General features: G+C 66.2%; 21 protein-coding genes. 7 read left to right on the forward strand and 14 right to left on the reverse strand.

From position 1 onward, the window contains the following. Positions 1-140: 140 nt before the first annotated feature. The 3 genes from cpaB to ACUXVX_RS08055 form a co-directional block, all read right to left on the reverse strand. Complete coding sequence (cpaB, locus tag ACUXVX_RS08045) at positions 141-974, reverse strand: Flp pilus assembly protein CpaB (protein ID WP_446311124.1); 834 nt, start codon at positions 972-974, stop codon at positions 141-143. Positions 975-1201: 227 nt separating this feature from the next. Then, positions 1202-1387, reverse strand: coding sequence for a Flp family type IVb pilin (locus ACUXVX_RS08050; RefSeq protein ID WP_222470070.1), 186 nt, complete (start codon positions 1385-1387; stop codon positions 1202-1204). A 210-nt stretch (positions 1388-1597) separates the two neighbouring features. Continuing rightward, complete coding sequence (locus ACUXVX_RS08055) at positions 1598-1789, reverse strand: Flp family type IVb pilin (RefSeq protein ID WP_222470069.1); 192 nt, start codon at positions 1787-1789, stop codon at positions 1598-1600. A 372-nt stretch (positions 1790-2161) separates the two neighbouring features. On the opposite strand from ACUXVX_RS08055, the gene ACUXVX_RS08060 reads away from it, so the two are divergent. Together ACUXVX_RS08060 and ACUXVX_RS08065 are read left to right on the forward strand one after the other, a co-directional pair. Then, complete coding sequence (locus ACUXVX_RS08060) at positions 2162-3043, forward strand: lytic transglycosylase domain-containing protein (protein ID WP_446311125.1); 882 nt, start codon at positions 2162-2164, stop codon at positions 3041-3043. 4 nt (positions 3044-3047) lie between these two features. Then, on the forward strand, positions 3048-4484 hold the full coding sequence (locus ACUXVX_RS08065; protein ID WP_446311126.1) for a UbiA family prenyltransferase: 1437 nt from the start codon (positions 3048-3050) through the stop codon (positions 4482-4484). A 78-nt stretch (positions 4485-4562) separates the two neighbouring features. Here ACUXVX_RS08065 and ACUXVX_RS08070 read toward each other — a convergent pair whose 3' ends face one another. Next, positions 4563-4964: a VOC family protein gene (locus ACUXVX_RS08070; RefSeq protein WP_446311127.1), complete on the reverse strand. Its 402-nt coding sequence runs from the start codon at positions 4962-4964 to the stop codon at positions 4563-4565. A 125-nt stretch (positions 4965-5089) separates the two neighbouring features. Between ACUXVX_RS08070 and ACUXVX_RS08075 the strand changes: the two genes are divergently transcribed. Then, positions 5090-5509, forward strand: a complete 420-nt coding sequence (locus ACUXVX_RS08075) for a response regulator (RefSeq protein ID WP_446311128.1) — start codon at positions 5090-5092, stop codon at positions 5507-5509. Positions 5510-5516: 7 nt separating this feature from the next. On the opposite strand, the gene ACUXVX_RS08080 is transcribed toward ACUXVX_RS08075, so the two are convergent. The 10 genes from ACUXVX_RS08080 to tldD form a co-directional block, all read right to left on the reverse strand. Beyond that, positions 5517-7685, reverse strand: coding sequence for a response regulator (locus tag ACUXVX_RS08080; RefSeq protein ID WP_446311129.1), 2169 nt, complete (start codon positions 7683-7685; stop codon positions 5517-5519). Positions 7686-7805: 120 nt separating this feature from the next. Further along, on the reverse strand, positions 7806-8549 hold the full coding sequence (locus ACUXVX_RS08085; protein WP_446311130.1) for an SDR family NAD(P)-dependent oxidoreductase: 744 nt from the start codon (positions 8547-8549) through the stop codon (positions 7806-7808). Continuing rightward, positions 8546-9838, reverse strand: coding sequence for an FAD-binding oxidoreductase (locus ACUXVX_RS08090; protein WP_446311131.1), 1293 nt, complete (start codon positions 9836-9838; stop codon positions 8546-8548). Before ACUXVX_RS08090 ends, ACUXVX_RS08085 begins: the two co-directional genes overlap by 4 nt. Next, positions 9835-10845, reverse strand: coding sequence for a lysylphosphatidylglycerol synthase transmembrane domain-containing protein (locus tag ACUXVX_RS08095; protein WP_446311132.1), 1011 nt, complete (start codon positions 10843-10845; stop codon positions 9835-9837). Before ACUXVX_RS08095 ends, ACUXVX_RS08090 begins: the two co-directional genes overlap by 4 nt. A gap of 149 nt (positions 10846-10994) precedes the next feature. Then, entirely contained in the window at positions 10995-11618 is a 624-nt protein-coding gene (locus ACUXVX_RS08100) for a 3-oxoacid CoA-transferase subunit B (RefSeq protein WP_222470061.1), read from the reverse strand. After that, positions 11619-12323, reverse strand: a complete 705-nt coding sequence (locus tag ACUXVX_RS08105; RefSeq protein ID WP_222470060.1) for a CoA transferase subunit A — start codon at positions 12321-12323, stop codon at positions 11619-11621. Between the two features lie 100 nt (positions 12324-12423). Then, a complete protein-coding gene (locus ACUXVX_RS08110) occupies positions 12424-12693 on the reverse strand; it encodes a hypothetical protein (RefSeq protein WP_222470059.1) in 270 nt (89 codons plus the stop codon). 86 nt (positions 12694-12779) lie between these two features. Continuing rightward, positions 12780-15389 (reverse strand): type I DNA topoisomerase, encoded by a 2610-nt coding sequence (topA, locus tag ACUXVX_RS08115; protein ID WP_446311133.1) that lies wholly within the window; start codon positions 15387-15389, stop codon positions 12780-12782. A 141-nt stretch (positions 15390-15530) separates the two neighbouring features. After that, complete coding sequence (dprA, locus tag ACUXVX_RS08120; RefSeq protein ID WP_446311519.1) at positions 15531-16664, reverse strand: DNA-processing protein DprA; 1134 nt, start codon at positions 16662-16664, stop codon at positions 15531-15533. 248 nt (positions 16665-16912) lie between these two features. After that, positions 16913-18331, reverse strand: coding sequence for a metalloprotease TldD (gene tldD / locus ACUXVX_RS08125; protein WP_446311134.1), 1419 nt, complete (start codon positions 18329-18331; stop codon positions 16913-16915). A 162-nt stretch (positions 18332-18493) separates the two neighbouring features. On the opposite strand from tldD, the gene coxB reads away from it, so the two are divergent. The 4 genes from coxB (at position 18494) to ACUXVX_RS08145 (ending at position 21179) form a co-directional block, all read left to right on the forward strand. After that, positions 18494-19357 carry a cytochrome c oxidase subunit II gene (coxB, locus tag ACUXVX_RS08130; protein WP_222471044.1) on the forward strand — a complete coding sequence of 288 codons (864 nt, stop codon included), beginning with the start codon at positions 18494-18496 and terminating at the stop codon, positions 19355-19357. 90 nt (positions 19358-19447) lie between these two features. Beyond that, entirely contained in the window at positions 19448-20386 is a 939-nt protein-coding gene (gene cyoE / locus ACUXVX_RS08135; protein WP_446311135.1) for a heme o synthase, read from the forward strand. After that, positions 20383-20592: a hypothetical protein gene (locus ACUXVX_RS08140; protein WP_446311136.1), complete on the forward strand. Its 210-nt coding sequence runs from the start codon at positions 20383-20385 to the stop codon at positions 20590-20592. The genes cyoE and ACUXVX_RS08140 overlap by 4 nt, the downstream gene beginning before the upstream one ends. Then, a complete protein-coding gene (locus tag ACUXVX_RS08145; protein ID WP_222470053.1) occupies positions 20592-21179 on the forward strand; it encodes a cytochrome c oxidase assembly protein in 588 nt (195 codons plus the stop codon). The genes ACUXVX_RS08140 and ACUXVX_RS08145 overlap by 1 nt, the downstream gene beginning before the upstream one ends. The last annotated feature ends 9 nt before the right edge of the window (positions 21180-21188 follow it).

Below are 21188 nucleotides of genomic sequence, written 5' to 3' on the forward strand. Positions count from 1 at the left end.
TGGTTAGGCCCGGCGTGGGTGACACCCAGAACGGCGTAGCGCTCTAAGCCGTGCGGCACGGGCAGCTCCTGCCCAAAGAGGGAAGGCCCGGCGCTCCAGAGAGGGCCGGGCCTGTTGGCAAGTGAGATCTGCGAGTCGGCTCAGTTGGTGCAGGGGATCGGCTGCTCGACCACCTCGGCGCCTTTGCGGACCTTGGTGGTGCAGACGCGCTGCACTTCGACTTCGCGGACTTCTTTTTCCTGAATGCCCAGAAGGCGCTTCTGGTCGACTTCGACCTCTTCGGCCACGGTCTCGTCTTCAGCGCCGACGAGGGCGAGGGAGAGGCGGCCGGTGCTTTGGGCCTGGGCCAGCGAGGCGACCTGATCGGGCGAGATCGCCACGGTCACGGTGCGGGCAATCGACGGGCTGGTGTGGCCCTCGTCATAGGTCTGGTCGACGGCGATCAGCTTGATGCTGGTCTCGATGAGCTTGGTCACTTCGCGCCCGCTGATGGAGCCGGTCCAATAGACATCGACGCGGTCACCGGGACGCAGGAAGCCGGACACGCCGGAGGTGCGGTCTACCTTGATGGCGAAGGCGCGCTTGCCCTTGTCGAGCCGCGAGGTGATGCCGGCATCTTCGCCGGGCTCGGTCACCTTGGCTTTCAGCACGGGCTCGAACTTGTTCATCGCGGTGATGACGGTGCGCGGGTCTTTCCCGACGGGGAAGAGTTCTTCCATCTCGAGGTAGTGGCCATCGGGGAGGCTGTCCTTTTGCCAGCGGATCGCGACCACGTCTTCCGGGGTCAGACGTTCGCCATAGGCCTTGTCTTTCTTGACCACGATCAGGTTGACCGTGGGTTTTGCCTTTTGCTGCGCGGCGATGAGCGCGTTGCGCTCGGCGGTGGTTTTGGCGAGGTAGCCCTGTGCCATGTAGACGGCGAAACCTGCCAGCGCGACCCCGATGATCAGGACCAGTCCGAAAACCATACGCATGGTATTTCCTTTCTCACTTGCCACGGGTCGGGGGAAAGGCGGAAGAGCCCCACATGCCGCCCGCGAGTCAAACTTGCTCGTGGCATCTTTATCGCCGTCAATTCGGGCAGAAGCGGGGCGTGGCTGCGGCGCCCGGATGAAATGTTGTTAAAAAAGAAACGCCGACCCAGGGCCGGCGCTTCATTGTTCAAGTCTGGTTTGCGTCCGCCGTTCTGGCAGGGGCCAGCTCAGTAGCTGGCGATCGTGATGCCGCTGACGTAGTTGCCGAGGCTGGTGGAATGATCCATCGCGCCCTGGCCCACCACAGTGGCCACGGCGATGCCGAGGCCCACGATGGCAGCAGTCAGCACGACCCAGTCGACGGTAACCGCACCGTCTTCGTCACGCACAAACTTGGAAAGCAGGTTTTCCATGTGTCTTCTCCGGTTCGGGCCGGCTCCCCATGCCGACGGTCTTGGTCTTCTACAATTTCACTGTTGCGACCAAATGCGGCGCGAAAGTGGTAAGCGGAAGGTAAGTTGGTGAAATGACGTAGTGTCGTTTCAGGCCAGGGAGCTGCCGTCTGGACAAAGAAAAACCGCGCCTCCGAGGAGACGCGGCTCTTTTGGCGAGACTGCCGCGACTTAGTAGGACGCGATGGTCTGACCGGCCAGGTTGCCGGAGATGGTGCCGGCCAGGGTCTGCACACCGCCCGAGACGGAGGCGAGAACGGCAATGCCGAGGCCCACGATGGCGGCGGTCAGCACAACCCAGTCAACGGTCACAGCACCGTCTTCGTCGTTGCGGAAGTTCTTCACGAGGTTGAACAGTTTCATAGTATATCCCTCCAAGGATTTCGCTCGTTTCCAGTATCAACCAGGGCGGATCATCTCGGGCCGGCCTCTGAAATGGCCCGATCCCCGTCTCGGTATGAAAGCTAATTAGCCCCCGGATTGGGGCATGAATTGGGCGGGGTTCGTACAATTTTGAAGCGCTGCAAAAAATTGGCGGGAAATTATGCAAGGCACTGATTTTGATGGATTAAAAGGTTAACCTTGCCTTCAGGTCATGCAGGTATTCTGGCCCGAGTGCGGCAAAATCACCGCTCAGCGGAGCGATTGTCGCAGGCTCACTGGCCAGAGGCCCCGGTTTTTGCGAGGGTCAGGCAAAACGATAACAACGTTTATTGAGCAGGAAAGGCGCGAAACATGCGTCAGATGATGATGGCCGGTCTGGCCGCGGCGGGTATTTGCCTTGCCGGTCAGGCTGTTGCGGAGAGTTCCGGGAGCTACCCGGACTTTACCTTCAAGCGCGTGAAGCCGGGCAAGGGGCTGCCGGGCAAGCGGATTACCGTTCAGATCGACCCGAAGGCGCAGGCTGCTTATATAGCGGCCCTGCCCAAGCCTGCGGCCAAGGCCGAAAAGGCCGAGCCTGCGGTGGCCACGGAAGGCGAAGGCGAGGTGATCACCGCCAGCGTGGACCCTGTGGCCCTGCCGGATGCGCCTACCTACGGCTGGTTCTGGACAGAAATTTCGCCCTCGCTCAGCGCCAAGGGCCCCGGCCGGCTCGATGCAGCGGTGCAGATGCTGACCAACGGGCCGGAGGGCAAGGTGGTGAAGGCGCCGCGGCTCTCGCACCTCAAGAAAATCGCCGACAAGCACGGGCCGGACATTCTGAAGGCGACGATCGGCACCGATGTGTCTCCGGCGCTGGTACTGGCGGTGATCGGGATCGAGAGCGCGGGCAAGATCGAGGCGGTCAGTTCGGCGGGCGCGCAGGGGCTGATGCAGTTGATGCCCGACACGGCGGCCCGCTTTGGCGTGGATGACGTGAACGACCCGCAGCAGAACATCAAGGGTGGCGTGGCCTACCTGAACTTCCTGATGAAGGAGTTCGACCGCGACCCGATGCTGGTGCTGGCCGGTTACAACGCGGGCGAGGGCGCGGTGAAGAAGAACAGCGGCGTGCCGCCCTATGCCGAGACGCGGGATTACGTGCCAAAGGTGCTCGCAGCCTGGACGGTGGCGCGCGGCCTGTGCCTGACCCCGCCGCAGCTTGTGAGCGATGGGTGCGTCTTCGCAGGGGGCTGACAGCGTGGCAGACACCAAACCGCTGGTGCTGGATGTCGACGGCACCTTTCTGAAGACCGATCTGCTGCTCGAGAACTTCTGGGCCGGGCTGGGGCGCGACCCGCTGGCGACGCTGGCAGTGAGCTTTCGGCACCTGCGCCAGCCGGAAAAGCTGAAGGCCGCGCTTACCGGGATCGCGCCGCTGCGCACCGATCTGATGCCGGTGAACCCCGACATCAAGGCGCTGGCTGAGAAGTCGGCGGCGCGCGGCAGGGAGGTGGTGCTGGCCTCGGCCTCGCACGACTCGCTGGTGAAACAGGTGGCCGCAGACCACGGCCTCTCGGACCGGGTGTTTGCCTCGACCGGTGAGATCAACCTGAAGGGCGCGGCCAAGGCGGGCGTGCTGGTGGAGGCCTACGGCGAGCAGGGCTTCGACTACGCGGGCAATGCGCCGGTGGATGCGAAGGTCTGGGACCACGCGGAAAACGTGATCATGGTGGGTGAGCAGCCCTCGGTCGCGGCGCGGCTGGCCGCCAAGGGCCGCAACGTGGTGACCTACGGCGGCGGCTGGAGATTTGGCGACCTGATCAAGGCGCTGCGCCCGCACCAATGGGTGAAGAACGTGCTGCTGTTGCTGCCGCTTGTCGCGGCGCATGAGTTCACATTGGCGGCGCTGCTTCCGGTGCTGGTGGGGATCATCGCCTTCTCCTTCGCCGCCTCCTCGATCTACATCGTCAACGACCTGCTCGATCTGGAGGCCGACCGGCTGCACAAGACCAAGTGCAAGCGCCCCTTTGCTGCCGGGACCGTGCCAATCGGGGTGGGGATGATCATCGCCATCGCTCTGGGTCTCTCGTCGCTGATCCTTGCGGCGGCGCTCAACTGGGCCTTCCTCGGGATCGTCGTGCTCTACATCGCCACCTCGCTGGCCTATTCGCTGAAGCTGAAGCGGATGCGCTGGGTGGATATCGTGGTGCTGGCCTCGCTCTATACCATCCGCGTGGTCGCGGGCGCCGCGGCGGGGGAGGTTGCGATCACCAGTGCGATGCTGGTCTTCGTCTTTCCGGTGTTCATCACACTGGGTTGCGTAAAGCGGATCACCGAACTGGCCAAGGCGGAGGATGACGAGCGCCTGCCGGGCCGGGGCTACGGGCGGCCTGACCGGCATGACCTGCTGAACGTGGCGGGCATCGGTGTGTTCGGGGCGCTGCTGATCTTTTTCATCTATACGCTGTCGCCAGAGGCCAAGGCGCTCTACCCCGACCGCTGGCTGCTTTGGGCGGCCATGCCGTTTCTGGCCCATTGGCTGATCCGGATGGTGCGGATCGGGTGGCAGGGCAAGATGGATTATGACCCCATCGTCTTTGCCGCCCGCGACCGCGTGGGGTTGGGGGTGATGCTCTTCACCCTGTCGCTGATGTTCTGGGCGGCGAAGCTCTGGCAGGAATGGTTTGGCGGGTAGGCGCAGTAGCGGTGCGCGATGAATGCGCACCCTACGTGGCTGGGATGAGTGGCTTGGAAGCCCCGAAGGGCGGCAGGCTCAGTTTGCACCGTCAGTGAACTGCACGAGATCCCAAAGCGTGCCGTAGAGATCACGGAATACGGCGACCGTGCCGTAGGGGGCCTCTTTCGGGTCGCGCTCGAAGCTCACGCCCTTGGCCTTGAGGTCGTTGTAATCGCGCCAGAAATCATCGGTCTGGAGAAACAGGAACACGCGCCCGCCGGCCTGGTTGCCGATGAAGGGCTCCTGCTCGGGCTTGCTCGCCCGGGCCAGCAGGACGGAGGTTTGCCCGCCGCGCGGACGCACCACGACCCAGCGCTTGTCTTGCTCGGGCTGGTAGCTGTCTTCCACCAGTTCGAAGCCGAGGGTCTCGCAGTAGAAGGCGATGGCTTCATCATAGTCGCGGACGACAAGGGCGATGTGGGCGATGCTCTGTTTCATGGCGGCAGGTTAGGCCGGGTGGCCAGCGGGCGCACGTGGAATTCCGCGGCTGCTTGGGTGCGCCGCCCTTGAAATCTGCCCTGTGGGGCTGCTCTATGGCGCACCGGTAGCCTCGGAGGACGCAGGTGACGACGGTTCTTATTCTGGAAGACGATCTCGAGTTCGCGAACCTGTTGAAGCTGGGGCTGGAATCGCGCGGGCACGAGGCGGAGATCGTGCGCTCTTCCCATCTGGCCATCGAACGGCTGGAGCAGGGCGGCATCGGGATGGTGCTGGCGGATATCTACATCAAGGAAGGCGGCGCGCCGGTGCCGGACGGGGGGCTGCGGCTGACCGGGATGATCACCAAGGCGCGGCTTTCGGTGCGCCCGCCGGACTGGGCGAAGGTGCCGGTGGTGGTGATCACCGGGGCGTTGCCGCGACCGGGGCAATCGGAGATCCTCTCGGTGGCCTCGTCGCTGGGCGCCGATGGGGTGCTGGCCAAGCCCTTCACGCCCGATGATCTGCACATGGAGATGCTGCGGTTGCTGCCCGAGATCGACTAGCCGCGCCTCAATCCCCGAGGGCGGCCCGCAGGGCGCGGGAGAGTTCGGCGGGCATGCAGGGTTTGCGCAGGATCGGCAGATCACTTTCGGCGTCCTCGCCCGAGATGAGCCCGGCATAGCCTGACATCAGGAGCACGGGGCGCTCGGGGTCGCGCGCGAGCAGACGCTTGGCGAGATCCATGCCGTTCATCTCGCCGGGCATGATCACATCACAAAGCGCGAGGTCGATCGGGGTGCCGCGTTCGACGATCTCAAGGGCTGCGGCAGCATTTGCCGCCGCTTCGACCCGGTAGCCCATGTCTTCGAGCATGATGACCATCGTGGTGCGCAGCTCCTCATCGTCCTCGGCCAGAAGGATGCTTTCGCCCTTCGCTGGCAGGATATCGGGCGGGGGCACTGGCTCTTCGCGTCGATCTTCGGTGGCATCGGCGCGGGGCAGGATCAGGCGGACGGCGGTGCCGTGGCCCTCTTCGGAATAGATCGTCAGGTCACCGCGGGACTGGCGGGCGAAGCCGTAGGCCATGGCGAGGCCGAGGCCGGTGCCCTCGCCCAGCGGCTTGGTGGTGAAGAAGGGCTCGGTGGCGCGGGCGCGGACCTCTGCCGTCATCCCTGGCCCGTCATCGGTAACCGAAAGCTCGACGTAGCGATGCGACTCGCCCGCGCCAGGGGTGGCGCCCGCCTGCCGGTCGCCAATGCGGCCTGCGGGCAGGGTGATCGAGCGGGCATGAACGCGCAGGTGGCTGCCCATGCCGGAGGAGAGGATGGCATCGCGGGCGTTCAGGATTATGTTCAGCAGGGCGTTTTCGAGCTGGCCGAGATCGCAGAGCAGCTTCAGATCGGGCTCCGCCTGCGAAAACTCGATGGTGATCGTGGCGGGCAGGGCGGCCTCGGCCAGGGGGCGCAGGCCGGTGAACACGGCCTCGACCCGCTCAGCGCGGGGTGTGCCGGGGTGGCGACTGGCGAAGGACAGCAGGCGATCGGTCAGTTCGCGGCCGCGCTCCACGGTGCGCAGAGCGCTTTGCAGCAGCACCTGCCCGCGCTCGCTTTCGACCTCGCGCGCGGCAAGGTCGACGGCGTAGAGGATGGTGGCGAGGTGGTTGTTGAAGTCATGCGCGATGCCGCCGGTGAGTTGGCCGAGGGCATCGAGGCGGGCCACGCGCTCGATCCGGCGGCGCTGCTGCTCCTGCTCGCTCACGTCTTCCATCGTCAGCACGCTGCGCAGCCCGAGGCCCGGCAGGTCGAGGCGGGCGGCGCTGACGCGCAGCAGCCGGTCAGGCCGGCTGGAGGGGGCGGAGAGGCGCAGGTGGCAGAGTTCCTCGTGCAACCGCCCGCCCGCATGCGCGGTGGAGAGCGGCGGCTCGGTGCGGCCTGCGGCGGAGGCTTCGGCCCATGTGATCTCGACATGCGCGGGCCAGTCGAAGGGCGTGGGCTGATCGGGGAGGTCCAGCATGTCTGCCGCGGCGGGGTTGGTCAGCGCGATGCGGCCTTCGGCGTCGAAGGCCACCAGCCCACCCGCCACGGCGGAGAAGACCGCGGTGAGCTGGCTCTCGCGGTCGCGGGTGGCGCGGCTCTCGGTGCGGATGGCAAAGAGAAGCCAACCGCCGATGCAGAGCAGCACGAGGATGGCGAGGGTGTATTGGATGAAGGTGTCGCGGTAGAGCCCCTCGACGCGGGCGTTGATCTGGCGGCTTGTGGTTTCGATGATGGCGGAGAAGGCGCGGGCGCTCGGCTCGTCATCCCAGCGCACGGCTGCGTCGATCTGCTCGGCGGGCCGCCCGGCGGCGTGGCCCGCGCGCACCTGCGGCACGCGGGAGCGGTAGGCCTCGACCATCTCGAGGATCGGCGCGGCCTCGAGCGCAACGCCGCCCGCCGTGGCGGAGGCCTCCAACTCGGCCAGCAGCACCAGCGCCTCGGCGGCGCGGGCCTCAGTGGCGTCACAATAGGCGGGTTCGGCCCCGCCCCGGATCACGCAGTTCTTGAAGTCGTGGATCAGCCCGGCAAAGCCGACGGTCGCCAGAAGCTCTTGTGCAGTGGTCTCGAAGCGCAGTTCGACCTGCTGAATCGAGGCGATGCGCGCTTGCAGGCTGGTGAGCGAAATGGCGAAGGTGACGATGGTGGCCAGCACGGCCAGCACCCCCGCCAGAAGCATCCCGCCTGCGCTGCGCCGTTTGGGCATATTCGCCGACCATTCCCCGATAGCGGCTGCAGGGCGGTGGCCGTGCAACCTGTGGGGGCAGCATCAGGTATTATGCCCGTGAGGTCCATGCCGCGCTTGGGGCGGCACCGGGCGGTGGGCTCAGACCGAGAGTTTCTTGAAGATCGGCTCGGGGACGCTGCGGATGATGGCCATGATGTAGCGCCAGAAGAAGGGCGTGTAGAGCACGTTGCGGCCCTTGCGGCCCTTCTTGAGCATGTGGGCGGCGACCTGCGCGGGGGAGGCGACGAGGAACATGCCCTCGACATCCCATGTCATCGCCGTATCCACGAAGCCGGGCTTCACGGTCATCACATGCACGCCGGAGCGGCCAAGGCGGTTGCGCAGGCCGGCGAGGTAGGTTGAGAAGCCCGATTTGGCGGCGCCGTAGACGTAGTTGCCGATGCGGCCCCGGTCGCCTGCCACGGAGCCAACGCCGATGACGAGGCCCTTGCCCTTTGCTTCGAGCTTGGGGGCCAGCATCTGGAGGAAGCGAGCGGGGCCGGTGAAACTGTCGGTCACCGTGCCGTCGATCAGGGACGGGTCGGCGTCGATCGCGTCTTGCGGGGGCATGGAGCCGACGAAGACGGCGCAGTTCATCGGGCCTTCGCCAGCGAGGCTTTCGGCGGCTTCGATGATCGGGGCGAAGGTTGCGGCATCGTGGGCATCGAAGCGGGCGGCCTTGGCGCTGGCGGCACCGCGCAGAGTGAGGTCGGTTGCCTGTGCCTCGAGATCGGCCATGTCGCGGCCTGCGAGCACGAGGTTGGCGCCCTCACCGGCCAGTTGGCGGGCCATGGCGCGGGCCATCGAGGAGGTGGCGCCGAGGAGGATCCATGTTTCGGTCATTTGGCGCTCCTGAGGGTCAGGCGTTTGGTCAGGTCGGTCTCGTAACGGTGCTCGGGGTCGACGGCGTTGACGGCCGCGGCCCATTCGGCAAGCTCGGGATACATGCCGGGGATGTCCTCGGCCCGTGCCACGGAATCCTTGGCGAAGTAGATGCGCCCGCCCGCTGCCTTGGCCTCGGCGATCAGCTCGGAAATCAGCCCGCGCGTGCCGGTGCGGTTGCGGAAATCGACGGCCAGCGTGTAGCCCTCCATCGGAAAGCTGAGATGCCCCGCACGGCCCGGACCCATCCGCTTGAGAACCGCCAACGGGGAGGCGAGGCCGGAGGTCGCGATGGCCTCCAGCATGGAACGCAGGGTGCCGCGCGCGGTGACGGGCACCACGCATTGGAACTGGTGGAAGCCCTTCTTGCCGTAGAGCTTGTTCCAGTCGTGGATGCGGTCGAGCGGGAAGAAGAAATCGTCAATCGGTTTGACCAGCGTGCGCCCGGCTGCGGGCACACGGCCATAGTAGAGCTTGTTGAAGAGCCGCACCACGGGGGCGGCGAGCGCCCAGCCGGGGGCGTTGAACGGCACCTTGCGGCCACGCTTGGCGGGGGGCACGAGGCCTGCGCCGGTTTCGCCCTCTTCGAGGATGCCGCGCCCGAGGGCCTCGCCGGTGGCGGTGGCGTCGATCCAGCCGACGGTGTAGGTGGCTTCGCTCTCGTCGAGCAGGTCGAGGAAGCTCTCAAGGTTCTCGGCCCGGCGCTCGGTGACCATCATCACATCGACCTTGGCGCGCAGCAGCTTGAGCTTGGCGGAGGCAATCGGGCCGGTCTGGCCGAGGCCCCCAACGGTGGCCTTGAAGAGCGGATCGTCGGGGGTGAGCACCTTGCCGCTCGCCAGCGTAATCTCGGTGACGTGCTGGCCAAAGCTGCCTGCACCGTGGTGGTTTTTGCCGTGCACGTCCATCGCGATGCAGCCGCCCACGGTGGCGAAGCCGGTGCCGGGCATGACGGCGGGCAGGAAGCCCTTGGGAGCGAGGATGCGGGCGAGGTCGGCGATGGTGGCCCCGGCCTCGACATGGATCACCCCGTCGGCCTCGTCGAAGAACAGGATCTTGTCGAGCCGGGTCATGGTGATGGCGCGGCCTTCGCTGACCAGCGCGGCATCGCCGTAAGACCGGCAGTTACCGATGGCAGGGGCCTCGGTGGCCAGCGGCGCGAGGGCGGCGCTGCGCTCGGGGCGGGCCAGCTCGCCAGTGGCCGATTGGACCCGGCCCCAGCCTGCCCAGCTATGTTTTTTCCAGCTCATGCGACTGCCTTGGATTTTGCCTTGAGAGAGGCCCGCTCGGCGAAGGGAAAGACCAGAAGCCCGAGGCCGATGGCGAACCAGAGTGTTGTGACGCGGATGACGGCGGTGGCGGGCACCGAGACCTCCAGCGGGATGCCGTGCAGCTTGAGCAGCGCGATCATCGCCGCCTCCGCCCCGCCCACGCCGCCGGGCGCGCCGGTGAGGCCGCCCGCCAGGGTGGAGAAGACGAAGATCGCCACGGCGTTGAAGAAACCGATATCGGCGCCCATCCAGCCCAGCAAGAGGTGGAAGGCATAGCCCTCGGCCACCCAGCCCGCGAGGCCCAGCGTGAGCGAGCCTGCGATCACCGGCGCGGTGGAGAATTGCTTGAGCGAGCGGGCCGCGGAGCGGATGCGGGCAAAGAGTCGGGGCAGCCACCCAGTGGTGCGGTAGGCCAGCGTGACCAGCGCGGTCAGCAGGGCCGGGCGGGTGGCGACGACGGCGGCGACCAGTGCAAGTACGGCGACGGTGAGCGCACCCTTGATGCCCATCGTGGAGAGCGAAAGCGCACCCGCGAGGATGAGGCCCATGGCGGCGAGGTCGGAGGCGCGGTCGACCAGCACGAGCGGGGCGGAGCGGGTGAAAGGCCAGCCAGCCTCACGGCTGATCCAGCGCATCCGGACCAGCTCGCCGACCCGGCCCGGCGTGGCCGTCATCGCGAAGCCGCCGAGAAAGTGGCGGATATTGGCGCGTAGGCCGAGCGGGATGCCGAGGCGGCAGGCGAAGAGGTGCCAGCGCAGGCCACGGAAGAGATAATTCACGAGGCTGAGGGCCAGCAGGGCGGCGAGTTGCAGCACCGAGAGCTGCATGACCTGCTCCCAGCTCTCCTCCCAGCCGCCCGCGAGGGCGAGGCCGAGGAAGCCGAGGGCAAAGAGGCCGAGCAGCACGAGCACAAAGTAAAGCTCCCGCCCCACGCGGGGCAGGCCGGGGCGCCGTTTGGTGCCGGGAGATGAGCTGCTCGTCGCCATTGTCATTGTTCGCTCGGGTAGCAACAGATTAGGGCAATAATGTGAAGTTGTTTCCGTTTTCTCAACGGTTAAACGGAAACGGGCCGCCCGGTGTGGGGCGGCCCGATCTGCGGTGCTAATGCTGCGCGATGTGCGCGCAGCCTATGCGGTCAGACGATGGTGGCCTGGGTCGCGGCGCGCAGCTCTTCTTCGGTCACGCCATCGGCCAGTTCGACGATCTTGAGACCGCCCTCGACCACGTCGAGCACGCCGAGGTTTGTGATGATCCGGTCGACCACCCCGGTGCCGGTGAGCGGCAGGGTGCATTCCTTCAGCACCTTGCTGTCGCCGTGCTTGTTGGTGTGGTCCATCACCACGATCACGCGGCCGACGCCGGCGACGAGATCCATCGCGCCGCCCATGCCCTTCACGAGCTTGCCGGGGATCATCCAGTTGGCCAGATCGCCGTTCTCGGCCACTTCCATCGCGCCAAGGATCGCCGCGGCAATCTTGCCGCCGCGGATCATGCCGAAGCTGGTGGCGCTGTCGAAATAGCTGGTGCGGCGCAGCTCGGTGATGGTCTGCTTGCCGGCGTTGATCAGGTCGGGGTCTTCCTCGCCCTCGAAGGGGAAGGGGCCCATGCCGAGCATGCCGTTTTCGGACTGGAGGGTGATGTCCTTGTCGCCCACGTAGTTGGCCACCAGCGTCGGGATGCCGATGCCGAGGTTCACATACCAGCCGTCTTCGAGCTCATCTGCCGCGCGGGCGGCCATTTGATTGCGATCCCAGGGCATTTATGCGTCCTCCTTCTTGCGCGTGGTGCGCTGCTCGATCCGCTTTTCGTGCTCGCCTTGGATGATGCGATGCACGTAGATGCCGGGCAGGTGGATGTGGTCGGGGTCGAGGCTGCCGGTGGGCACGATCTCTTCGACCTCCATCACGCAGACCTTGCCGCACATGGCCGCCGGCGGGTTGAAGTTGCGGGCGGTCTTGCGGAAGACGCAGTTGCCGGTCTCGTCGGCCTTCCAGGCCTTGACGATGGCGACATCGGCGAAGATGCCCTCTTCGAGGATGTAGTCCTTGCCGCCGAAGCTCTTCACTTCCTTGCCCTCGGCGATCACCGTGCCGACGCCGGTGGCGGTGTAGAAGCCGGGGATGCCGCAGCCGCCGGCGCGCATGCGCTCGGCAAGGGTGCCCTGCGGGTTGAACTCAAGCTCAAGCTCGCCGGAGAGATACTGCCGCATGAACTCGGCGTTCTCGCCCACGTAGGAACTGAGCATCTTCTTGATCTGCTTGGTATCGAGCAGCTTGCCGAGGCCAAAACCGTCGACGCCACAGTTGTTGGAGGCGATCGTCAGATCCTTGGTGCCGCTCTCCACGATGGCGTCGATCAGAAGCTCGGGGATGCCGCAGAGGCCGAAACCGCCCGCCGCGATGAACATGCCGTCGAACAGGAGGCCGTCGAGCGCCTCCGCCGCGGAGCCGTAGACTTTTTGCATGGGAACTCCTCTTTGCGCTGGCCCCGTTGTCACGCGGCGCGGGGGAGGAGTCAATGAAATGCTGCGGTGCGGCGGGGGCGGCGCGCCTGCTGCGCGGGGATCAGCCCTGCTGTTCGGCCTCGGAGGCCTCGCCCTGCTTGCGGGCCTCGCGGCGGTCGAACCACTCGAAGACCCAAGCGAGGGTCAGCCCGGCAAGGCCCCAGACGAAAACGGCGCCCAGTGTATAGCCCGCGATCTGCGGGCCGCTCATCTCGGCGCCCGCCTGCACGCTGTCCACATAGGCGCCCGCCGCACGGACCAGCCCGTAGGCCACCCCGCAGATGGGCATGACCACCATGGGGTTGATGCAATCGTAGATCTTGCGGAACATCCGGCGCCTCTTCTGCTGTGCAAAACGTGGTTAATCCGCGTTTCAGGCAGGAGAGGCGCGAGATTGCGGTAATCCCGTGGCAGGGATTACTTTTTGGCGGCTGTCTTCTTCGCCGGGGCTTTCTTGGCGGCGGGCTTCTTGGCCGTTGTTTTCTTGGCTGCCGCCTTCTTGGCCGGGCGCTTCTTGCCCTTGGAGGCGGCCTTCTCGGCGATCAGCTCAACGGCGGCTTCCATGGTAAACTGCTCCGGGTCGGAGCCTTTGGGCAGGGTGGCGTTGATCTTGTCCCACTTCACGTAGGGGCCGTATTTGCCTTCCATGATCGCCACAGGGCCGCCGGCCTCGGGGTGCTCGCCCAGCTCGCGCAGGGTCTTGGCAGCGCCGCGCCCGCCGCGTGAGGCGACTTTTTCGGCCAGGAGCTGGACGGCGCGGTTCATACCGACTTCCCAGACCTCATCGAGGCCTTCGAGGTTGGCATTGGTGCCGCCCCGGTCGGAGGTGCTCTCGGCGTGCTTCAGATACGGGCCGTAGCGCCCGATGTTGGCCCAGACGTTGACGCCATCCTCAGGGTGCGTGCCGATGAGGCGGGGCAGGGAGAGCAGCTTGACGGCGGTGGCCAGCTCAAGCTCTTCGGGCTTCCACTCCTTGGGGACCGACTGGCGCGGGGGCTTCTTGTTGTCTTCCGTCACCTCGCCACGCTGGACGTAGGGGCCGAAGCGGCCCTTCATGACCCAGATCTTGTCTCCACCGTCCTCGCCCAGCAGCTTGCCCTCGGGCGGGATCGCGCTTTTCTCGGCCTCGGGATCGGGCGGACCGAAGGGGCGGGTGTAGCGGCACTCGGGATAGTTCGAGCAGCCGATAAATGCGCCGCCGGAGCGCGCGGTGCGCATGGAAAGCCGGCCCTTGCCGCAGTTGGGGCAAAGGCGGGGGTCGCCACCCTCGGGCAGCGGCGGGAAGAGATGCGGCTCGAGCACCTCGTTGATCTTTTCGAGCACCTCGGTGATGCGCAGCTCGGAGGTCTCTTCGATCGCGGCCTTGAAATCACGCCAGAAACTGGCGAGCACCGAGGTCCACTGGGCATCGCCTGCCGAGATCTCGTCGAGCTCTTCCTCTAGCTTGGCGGTGAACTCGTAGCCCACATAGCGGCGGAAGTAGTTGGTGAGGAACACCGTAACCAAGCGGCCCTTGTCCTCGGGGATGAGGCGGCCCTTGTCCTTGGTCACATACTCCCGGTCGTGAATCGTGGTGACGATCGAGGCGTAGGTGGAGGGGCGGCCGATGCCGAGCTCTTCCATCCGCTTGACCAGCGTGGCCTCGGTGTAGCGGGGCGGGGGCTGGGTGAAGTGCTGCTCGGGCGTGACCGACTGCTTGGCGGTGGCATCCCCCTCGGCGACCTGCGGCAGGCGGCGGTCGTCATCATCGACCACCTCGTCGTCGCGGCCCTCTTCATAGACCTTCAGGAACCCGTCGAAGAGCACCACTTGACCGGTCGCCCGCAGCTCGACCTGGCCATCCTTGGAGCCGACCGTCACCGTGGTGCGCTCGAACTTCGCGCTCGCCATCTGGGAGGCGAGCGTGCGCTTCCAGATCAGGTCGTAGAGCTTGCGCTGGTCGGCTTCGAGATTGAGGCTGTCAGGGTCCGCGCTCATATCCGTGGGGCGGATACACTCGTGAGCTTCCTGCGCGTTCTTGGCCTTGTTCTTGTAGATGCGTGGCTCGCCCGGAACATACTCTTTGCCGAAACGCGCGCCGATGGCATCGCGGGCGGCGGCCACGGCCTCGGGGGCCATGTCGATGCCATCTGTCCGCATGTAGGTGATGTGCCCGGCCTCGTAGAGCCGTTGCGCCGTGCCCATGCAGGCCCGTGCGCCCATGCCGAACTTGCGGCTCGCCTCCTGCTGTAGCGTGGAGGTCATGAAGGGGGGCGAGGGGTTGCGGGTGTTGGGCTTGGCCTCGACCGACTGCACCGAGAGGTCGCGGCTGTTGATCGCCTGCACGGCCAGCTCGGCGGCGGTCTCGTTCTCGATGTCGTAGCGGTCGAGCTTTTTGCCGCCCAGAACGGTGAGCCGGGCCTCGAAGTTCTGGCCACGCGGGGTGGTGAGCATGGCTTTGACCGACCAGTACTCGCGGGCGCGGAAGGCCTCGATCTCCATTTCGCGTTCGACGATGAGGCGCAGGCAGACCGATTGTACCCGACCAGCGGAGCGGGCACCGGGCAGCTTGCGCCAGAGCACTGGGGAGAGGTTGAAGCCGACGAGATAATCAAGCGCGCGGCGGGCGAGGTAGGCCTCGACCAGCTCCATATCAATGTCGCGCGGCTCGGCCATGGCCTTGGTCACGGCATCCTTGGTGATCGCGTTGAAGGTGACACGGGAAACCGGCGTATCCTTCTTGATCGACTTGCGCTTGGTCAGCGCCTCCTTGAGGTGCCAGCTGATTGCCTCGCCTTCGCGATCGGGGTCGGTTGCGAGGATGAGAGCGTTGTCGTCCTTCAGGGCGTTGGCGATGGCGGCGACGTGCTTCTTGCTGTCAGACGCTACCTCCCATTTCATCTCGAACTCATGCTCGGGGTCGACCGAGCCGTCCTTCGGCGGCAGGTCGCGGACGTGGCCGTAGGAGGCCAGAACGGTATAGTCGGAGCCCAGATATTTGTTGATTGTCTTGGCCTTGGCGGGGGACTCGACAACGACAACTGGCATGGGGCGCCTTTCAGGGCTGGGGGGTGACTCGAATTGGCGCGCAACATGTGGGGGCTGTTGCCGCCTTGTCAATGGAGCCATTCACGCCTCGGTGCCGGGCCTCGCGCGGGCGCGCGTGGGGTGGCTTCCGGGGGAGGCGGATCACGCAGTCTTGACGATGAGGCCGCCGGGCTGGCGGGCGATCCGGCCATCGAGCTCAAGCGAGAGCAGGTTCTCGGAGAGGCGCTGGGCGGGCACCGAGAGGTCGCGGGCGAGCTGGTCTTCGGCCATCGGCGAGGGGCCGATGAGGCCGAGGATGCGGGCGTGGAGGCTGGTGGTCTCGGCCTTGGGGCGCTCGGGCGCGCGGGTCAGGTCGGCGGGCTGGGGTGGGTTGGTGTTTGCGGGCTGGGCGGTGCTGGGGCCAAGCGCCTCCAGCACGTCATCGGCGCCGCGCACGAGGGTCGCGCCATCGCGGATGAGCATGTTGCAGCCCGAGGCGCGGGCATCGAAGGGGTGGCCGGGCACGGCAAGCACCTCGCGGCCCTGATCGAGCGCCATGCGGGCGGTGATGAGGCTGCCGGAGCGGGCACCTGCCTCGACCACCACCACGGCGCGGGCGAGGCCGGAGATGATGCGGTTGCGCTTGGGAAAGTGCCGCGCCTGCGGTTGCAGGCCCGGCGGCTCCTCGGAGAGGATCAACCCGCCCTCGGCGATCCGGGCCATCAGCGCGGCGTTCTCCTGCGGGTAGGTCACATCGACCCCGCCGGCGACCACGGCGATGGTGCCGCTCTCGAGCGCGGCCTTGTGCGCCTCGGCATCGACCCCGCGGGCAAGGCCGGAGGCGATGACATGGCCGGCGCGGCCCAGCTCCCCGGCCAGCCGCCCGGCCATGCGGCGACCGAGGGATGAGGCGTTGCGGGCGCCGATCACGGCGAGAGTGGGCTTGTTGAGGAGAGTGAGGTCGCCCTGCGCCCAGAGCAGGGGCGGGGCATCGGGGAGGTCGCGCAGGGCGGTGGGGTAATGCGGCTCACCCGCAGCAATGAGCCGGGCGCCGTGGCGCTTGCCTGCGGCGAGTTCCTTTGCGGCGAGATCGCGGGGGAAGGCATGATACTGGTTCACCCCGGCGGCCGCGGCGACCTGCGGCAGGGCCTCGAGGGCGGCAGGGGCGGTACCATGCTCGGCCATGAGGCGATAGAATGTGGTGGGGCCCACCCGGCGAGAGCGCAAGAGACGAAGCCACGCCAGCTTATCTTCTTCCGAGGTGGGTGGTGCGAGGGGGGGTGGGGAAGAAAACAAATCCACGCCAACGTCGCTCCGTCTGCTTGCAGGTTCTGTTTTAGGCTTAAGTGGTTAACCGGCTATTAACGGGCCGGGAGATTTTGGGCAGAAATGCGAAATTTTTCTCTCGCCGACGGGTGAAGGCGGAATTCCCGCTGTAAATCAAATGCTTGGCGGGTGTGGCAGGGTGGAGGCCGTCTGCCACGCCGAAAATCCGGGGCGGAATGCGCCCCGGAGTCTTTGGAAACATGGTTAACCGCGCAGGGTCAGGCGCCCGCACCGCCAACGGTCAGGCCACCGATCCGCAGGGTGGGCAGACCCACGCCGACCGGCACCCACTGGCCGGCCTTGCCGCAGGTGCCGATGCCGGGATCGAGGGCCATGTCGTTGCCGATGGCGGTGATGTTCTTCAGCGAGGTCGCGCCATCGCCGATCAGGGTGGCCCCCTTCACCGGAGCACCAACCTTGCCGTTCTTCACCCGGTAGGCCTCGGTGCAGGAGAAGACGAACTTGCCGGAGGTGATATCGACCTGCCCGCCGCCGAAGCCGACGGCGTAGAGCCCGTCTTCCAGCCCGGCGAGAATCGAGTCGGGGCTTTCGGTGCCGCCGAGCATGTAGGTGTTGGTCATCCGGGGCATCGGCGGGTGGGCGTGGCTCTGGCGCCGCCCGTTGCCGGTGGCGGGCACGCCCATGAGACGGGCGTTCTGACGATCCTGCATGTAGCCGACGAGCACGCCATCCTCGATGAGGGGGGTCTTGGACGAGGGCGTGCCTTCGTCATCGACCGAGATCGAGCCGCGGCGGTCGGGGATTGTGCCGTCATCCACCACGGTCACGCCCTTGGCGGCGACCTGCTGGCCCATCAGCCCGGCGAAGGCGGAGGTGCCCTTGCGGTTGAAGTCGCCCTCCAGCCCGTGGCCCACGGCCTCATGCAGCAGGATGCCGGGCCAGCCGGGGCCGAGCACCACATCCATCACCCCGGCAGGGGCGGGCTCGGCGCCGAGGTTCACCAGCGCGATTCGCAGCGCCTCGCGGGCGGCGGGTTGCCACATGGCGGGGTCGATCAGCCCGCCCAGCTCCACCCGGCCACCGCCGCCGTGGCTGCCGCTCTCGCGGCGGCCGTTCTCCTCGACGATGAGCGACACGTAGATGCGGGTCATGGGCCGTGTATCGGAGACAGTGGTGCCATCGGGGCGGAGGATCACCACCTCCTGCAGGGCCGCCGACAGCGAGGCGGAGACTTGCACCACCCGGCTGTCGAGATCGCGGGTGAAGGCATCTATCTCGGCAAGGGTCTCGATCTTGACCGGAAATTCGACGCCCTCGATCGGGTCGGCATCGCCGTAGAGCCGCCGGTTGGTGGCCTGCGGGCCGGGGGCGAGCACGCCGCCGCCGTCACCCACGGCAAGCCGCGCGGTCTCGGCGGCGCGCAGCAGGGCCTTTTCGGAGAGCTCGGTGGAATGGGCATAACCGGAGGTCTCGCCCTTCACGGCGCGCAGGCCGAATCCCTCGGATGTATCGAAGCTGGCGGTCTTTACCCGGCCATCCTCGAACACGAGGCTCTCGGAGGCGCGGCGCTCCAGAAACAGCTCGCCATCTTCGGCGCCATCTGTGGCCGCACGGAGCGCCCGCAGGGCTGTGCCCTCGTCGAGGCTTGTTTCAAAGGGGCGGAAGCTGCTGGACATTTCATTTCCTCGGTCGATTTTTCCGGCCCGCGCGCCACATTGCCGCGCTGGAACCGCTTGAGAGATCGGATGTAATATGGTTTGAGACGCGCGAAGGAACAACGGGTGGACCGCGAACGCCACCCCGCAGACGCGCTTCAGGACAAGCGAAGGGACGTGCCGATGAAGATTTCCAAGCTCCTTGCCGCCGTGACGACCGGCCTCATGATGGCCTTTCACGGTGTTGCCGCCCACGCCCAGGACGGGATCGAGGGGCTCGAATCCATCGGCAAGCCGCATGAAAAGGGCATTGCATGGCAGCCCGCCGCTACCGAACTGGCGCGCGACATTCACTGGCTGGAAGGCATGGTGAACGTGATCATCATCGCCATCTCGCTCTTCGTGGTGGCTCTACTGGCGATCATCATCCTGCGCTTCAACCAGAAGTCGAACCCGAAGCCTGCGAACTTCACCCACAACACCCCACTCGAAATCGCATGGACTCTCGGGCCTATCGTGATCCTCGTGTTCATCGGCGCCTTCTCGCTGCCGGTGCTGTTCAAGCAGCAGGAAATCCCTGAGCCGGAACTGACCATCAAGGCCACTGGCTACCAGTGGTACTGGGGCTACGAGTATCCCGAAGAGGGCATTGCCTTCGACAGCCTGATGCTCGCCCGCGACGAGCTGGAAGAGTATGGCTACGCGCCCGACGAGTACCTGCTGGCGACCGACAACGCCGTGGTGATCCCGGTCGATACCGTTGTCGTCGTCCGTGTGACCGGTGCCGACGTGATCCACTCCTGGACCATTCCGGCCTTCGGCGTGAAGCAGGATGCCGTGCCGGGCCGGACCGCCGAGCTGTGGTTCAAGGCCGAGCGCGAGGGCGTTTATTTTGGCCAGTGTTCGGAGCTGTGCGGCAAGGACCACGCCTACATGCCGATCACCGTGAAGGTGGTGAGCCAGGAAGCCTATGCCCAGTGGCTCGAGATGGCCACCGAGGAATTCGCCGGGCGCGCGCCTTCGGTGAAGGTGGCTTCGGCCGACTGAACAGTCTTCCGGGCGGGCCGCTGAGGCGCCGCCCGGCCATGTGCTACTGCGCGGGCGATGCGAACAGGGCCCGCTAGGGAGGCAGACGATTTGAGCGACGTGAATGCATATGAGCGGACGGAAGAGCCGGGCTTCGGGGACTATGTTGCCCTGTTGAAGCCGCGGGTGATGTCGCTTGTGGTTTTCACCGCGATGGTGGGCCTGCTGGTTGCGCCGGTGCCGGTGCACCCGTTCATCGCCTTCACCTCCATCCTCTTCATCGCCATCGGGGCAGGGGCCTCGGGTGCGCTGAACATGTGGTGGGATGCCGACATCGACGCGGTGATGAGCCGGACGCAGAAGCGCCCGATCCCCGCGGGCAAGGTGCAGCCGGGCGAGGCGCTGGGCCTCGGCGTGGCGCTCTCTGGCCTTTCGGTGATGATGCTCGGCCTTGCGGCCAACCTCGCCGCCGCCGCGCTGCTGGCCTTCACCATTTTCTACTACGCGGTCATCTACACGATGATCCTCAAGCGCTGGACGCCGCAGAACATCGTGATCGGCGGCGCCGCCGGGGCCTTCCCGCCGATGGTGGGATGGGTCGCCGCAACCGGCTCCGTGAGCCTTGAAGCGGTCCTGATGTTCGGCCTGATCTTCTTCTGGACGCCGCCGCACTTCTGGGCGCTGTGCCTGTTCATGAAGTCGGACTATGCCGACGCCAAGGTGCCTATGCTGACCGTGACCCACGGCCATGACGCCGCGCGCCGTCAGATCTTCATCTACACCCTCGTGCTGGCCGCCTCGGCGCTGGCGCTGGGCTTCACCTCCATCGCCGGGCCGGCCTATATTGCCACTGCGTTGGTGATGAACGCGCTGTTTGCAAAGGGCGCATGGGCCATTCTGCGGCGGACCACCGAGGCCGCGCAGGCGGATGGCTACAAGGTCGAGAAGAGCTTCTTCAAGCTGTCGTTGATCTACCTGACGCTGCACTTTGGTGCCCTGCTGGCCGATGCCGCGCTGCGGGCGCTGGGCCTGATCGGGGGCGCAGCATGATCCGGGCGGAACATGAGCTGCACCAGCGCCGGCTGGGCCGGAACGTGGGCGTGGCCCTATCGCTCGTGGCGCTGATCACCATCGTGCTGGGCCTGACCTTCGTGAAGGTCACCCGCGGCGGTGGCGCGGCGGCGCTCGAAGGGTTCGACCACGCGGTGCGCCCCGGCATGACCACGCCCGAAACGCCCGCAGGGGAGGGCAACTGATGGCCGCTCCCGAAAAGCAGAACGCCCGCGTTGCGCTTTATGCGGTGAGCGTTGTCGTCTTCATGGGCGCAATGGCCTGGGTGGCGGTGCCGTTCTACAACTGGTTCTGCAAGGTCACCGGCTACGGCGGCACCACCTCGGTGGCCGAGGGCAGCAGCGACGTGGTGCTCGACCGCGAGATCACCGTGCGCTTCGATGCCAATCTCGACGCCAAGATGGCGTGGGAGTTCAAGCCGGTGCAGCAGAAGATGACGCTGAAGATTGGCGAGACCGGCCTTGCCTTTTACGAAGCCTACAACCCGACCGACCGGCCGATTGCCGGGCAGGCCAGCTACAACGTGGCCCCCTTTGTGGCGGGCGGGTACTTTGACAAGATCGACTGCTTCTGCTTCACCGAGCAGGTGCTGCAACCCGGCGAGCGGGTGCAGATGCCGGTGAGCTTTTATGTCGACCCGGAGATCGTGAACGACCGCGATGCCAAGTTCACAAACTCGATCACCCTGAGTTATACCTTCTACGAAATCGACCTGCCGGAAGAGCAGGCGGCTCTGCAAGGCTCCGCTGACGCGGCTGTGGCGCAGAACTAACGAGAGACA

It is taken from the genome of Vannielia sp. SX4, from assembly GCF_052828525.1.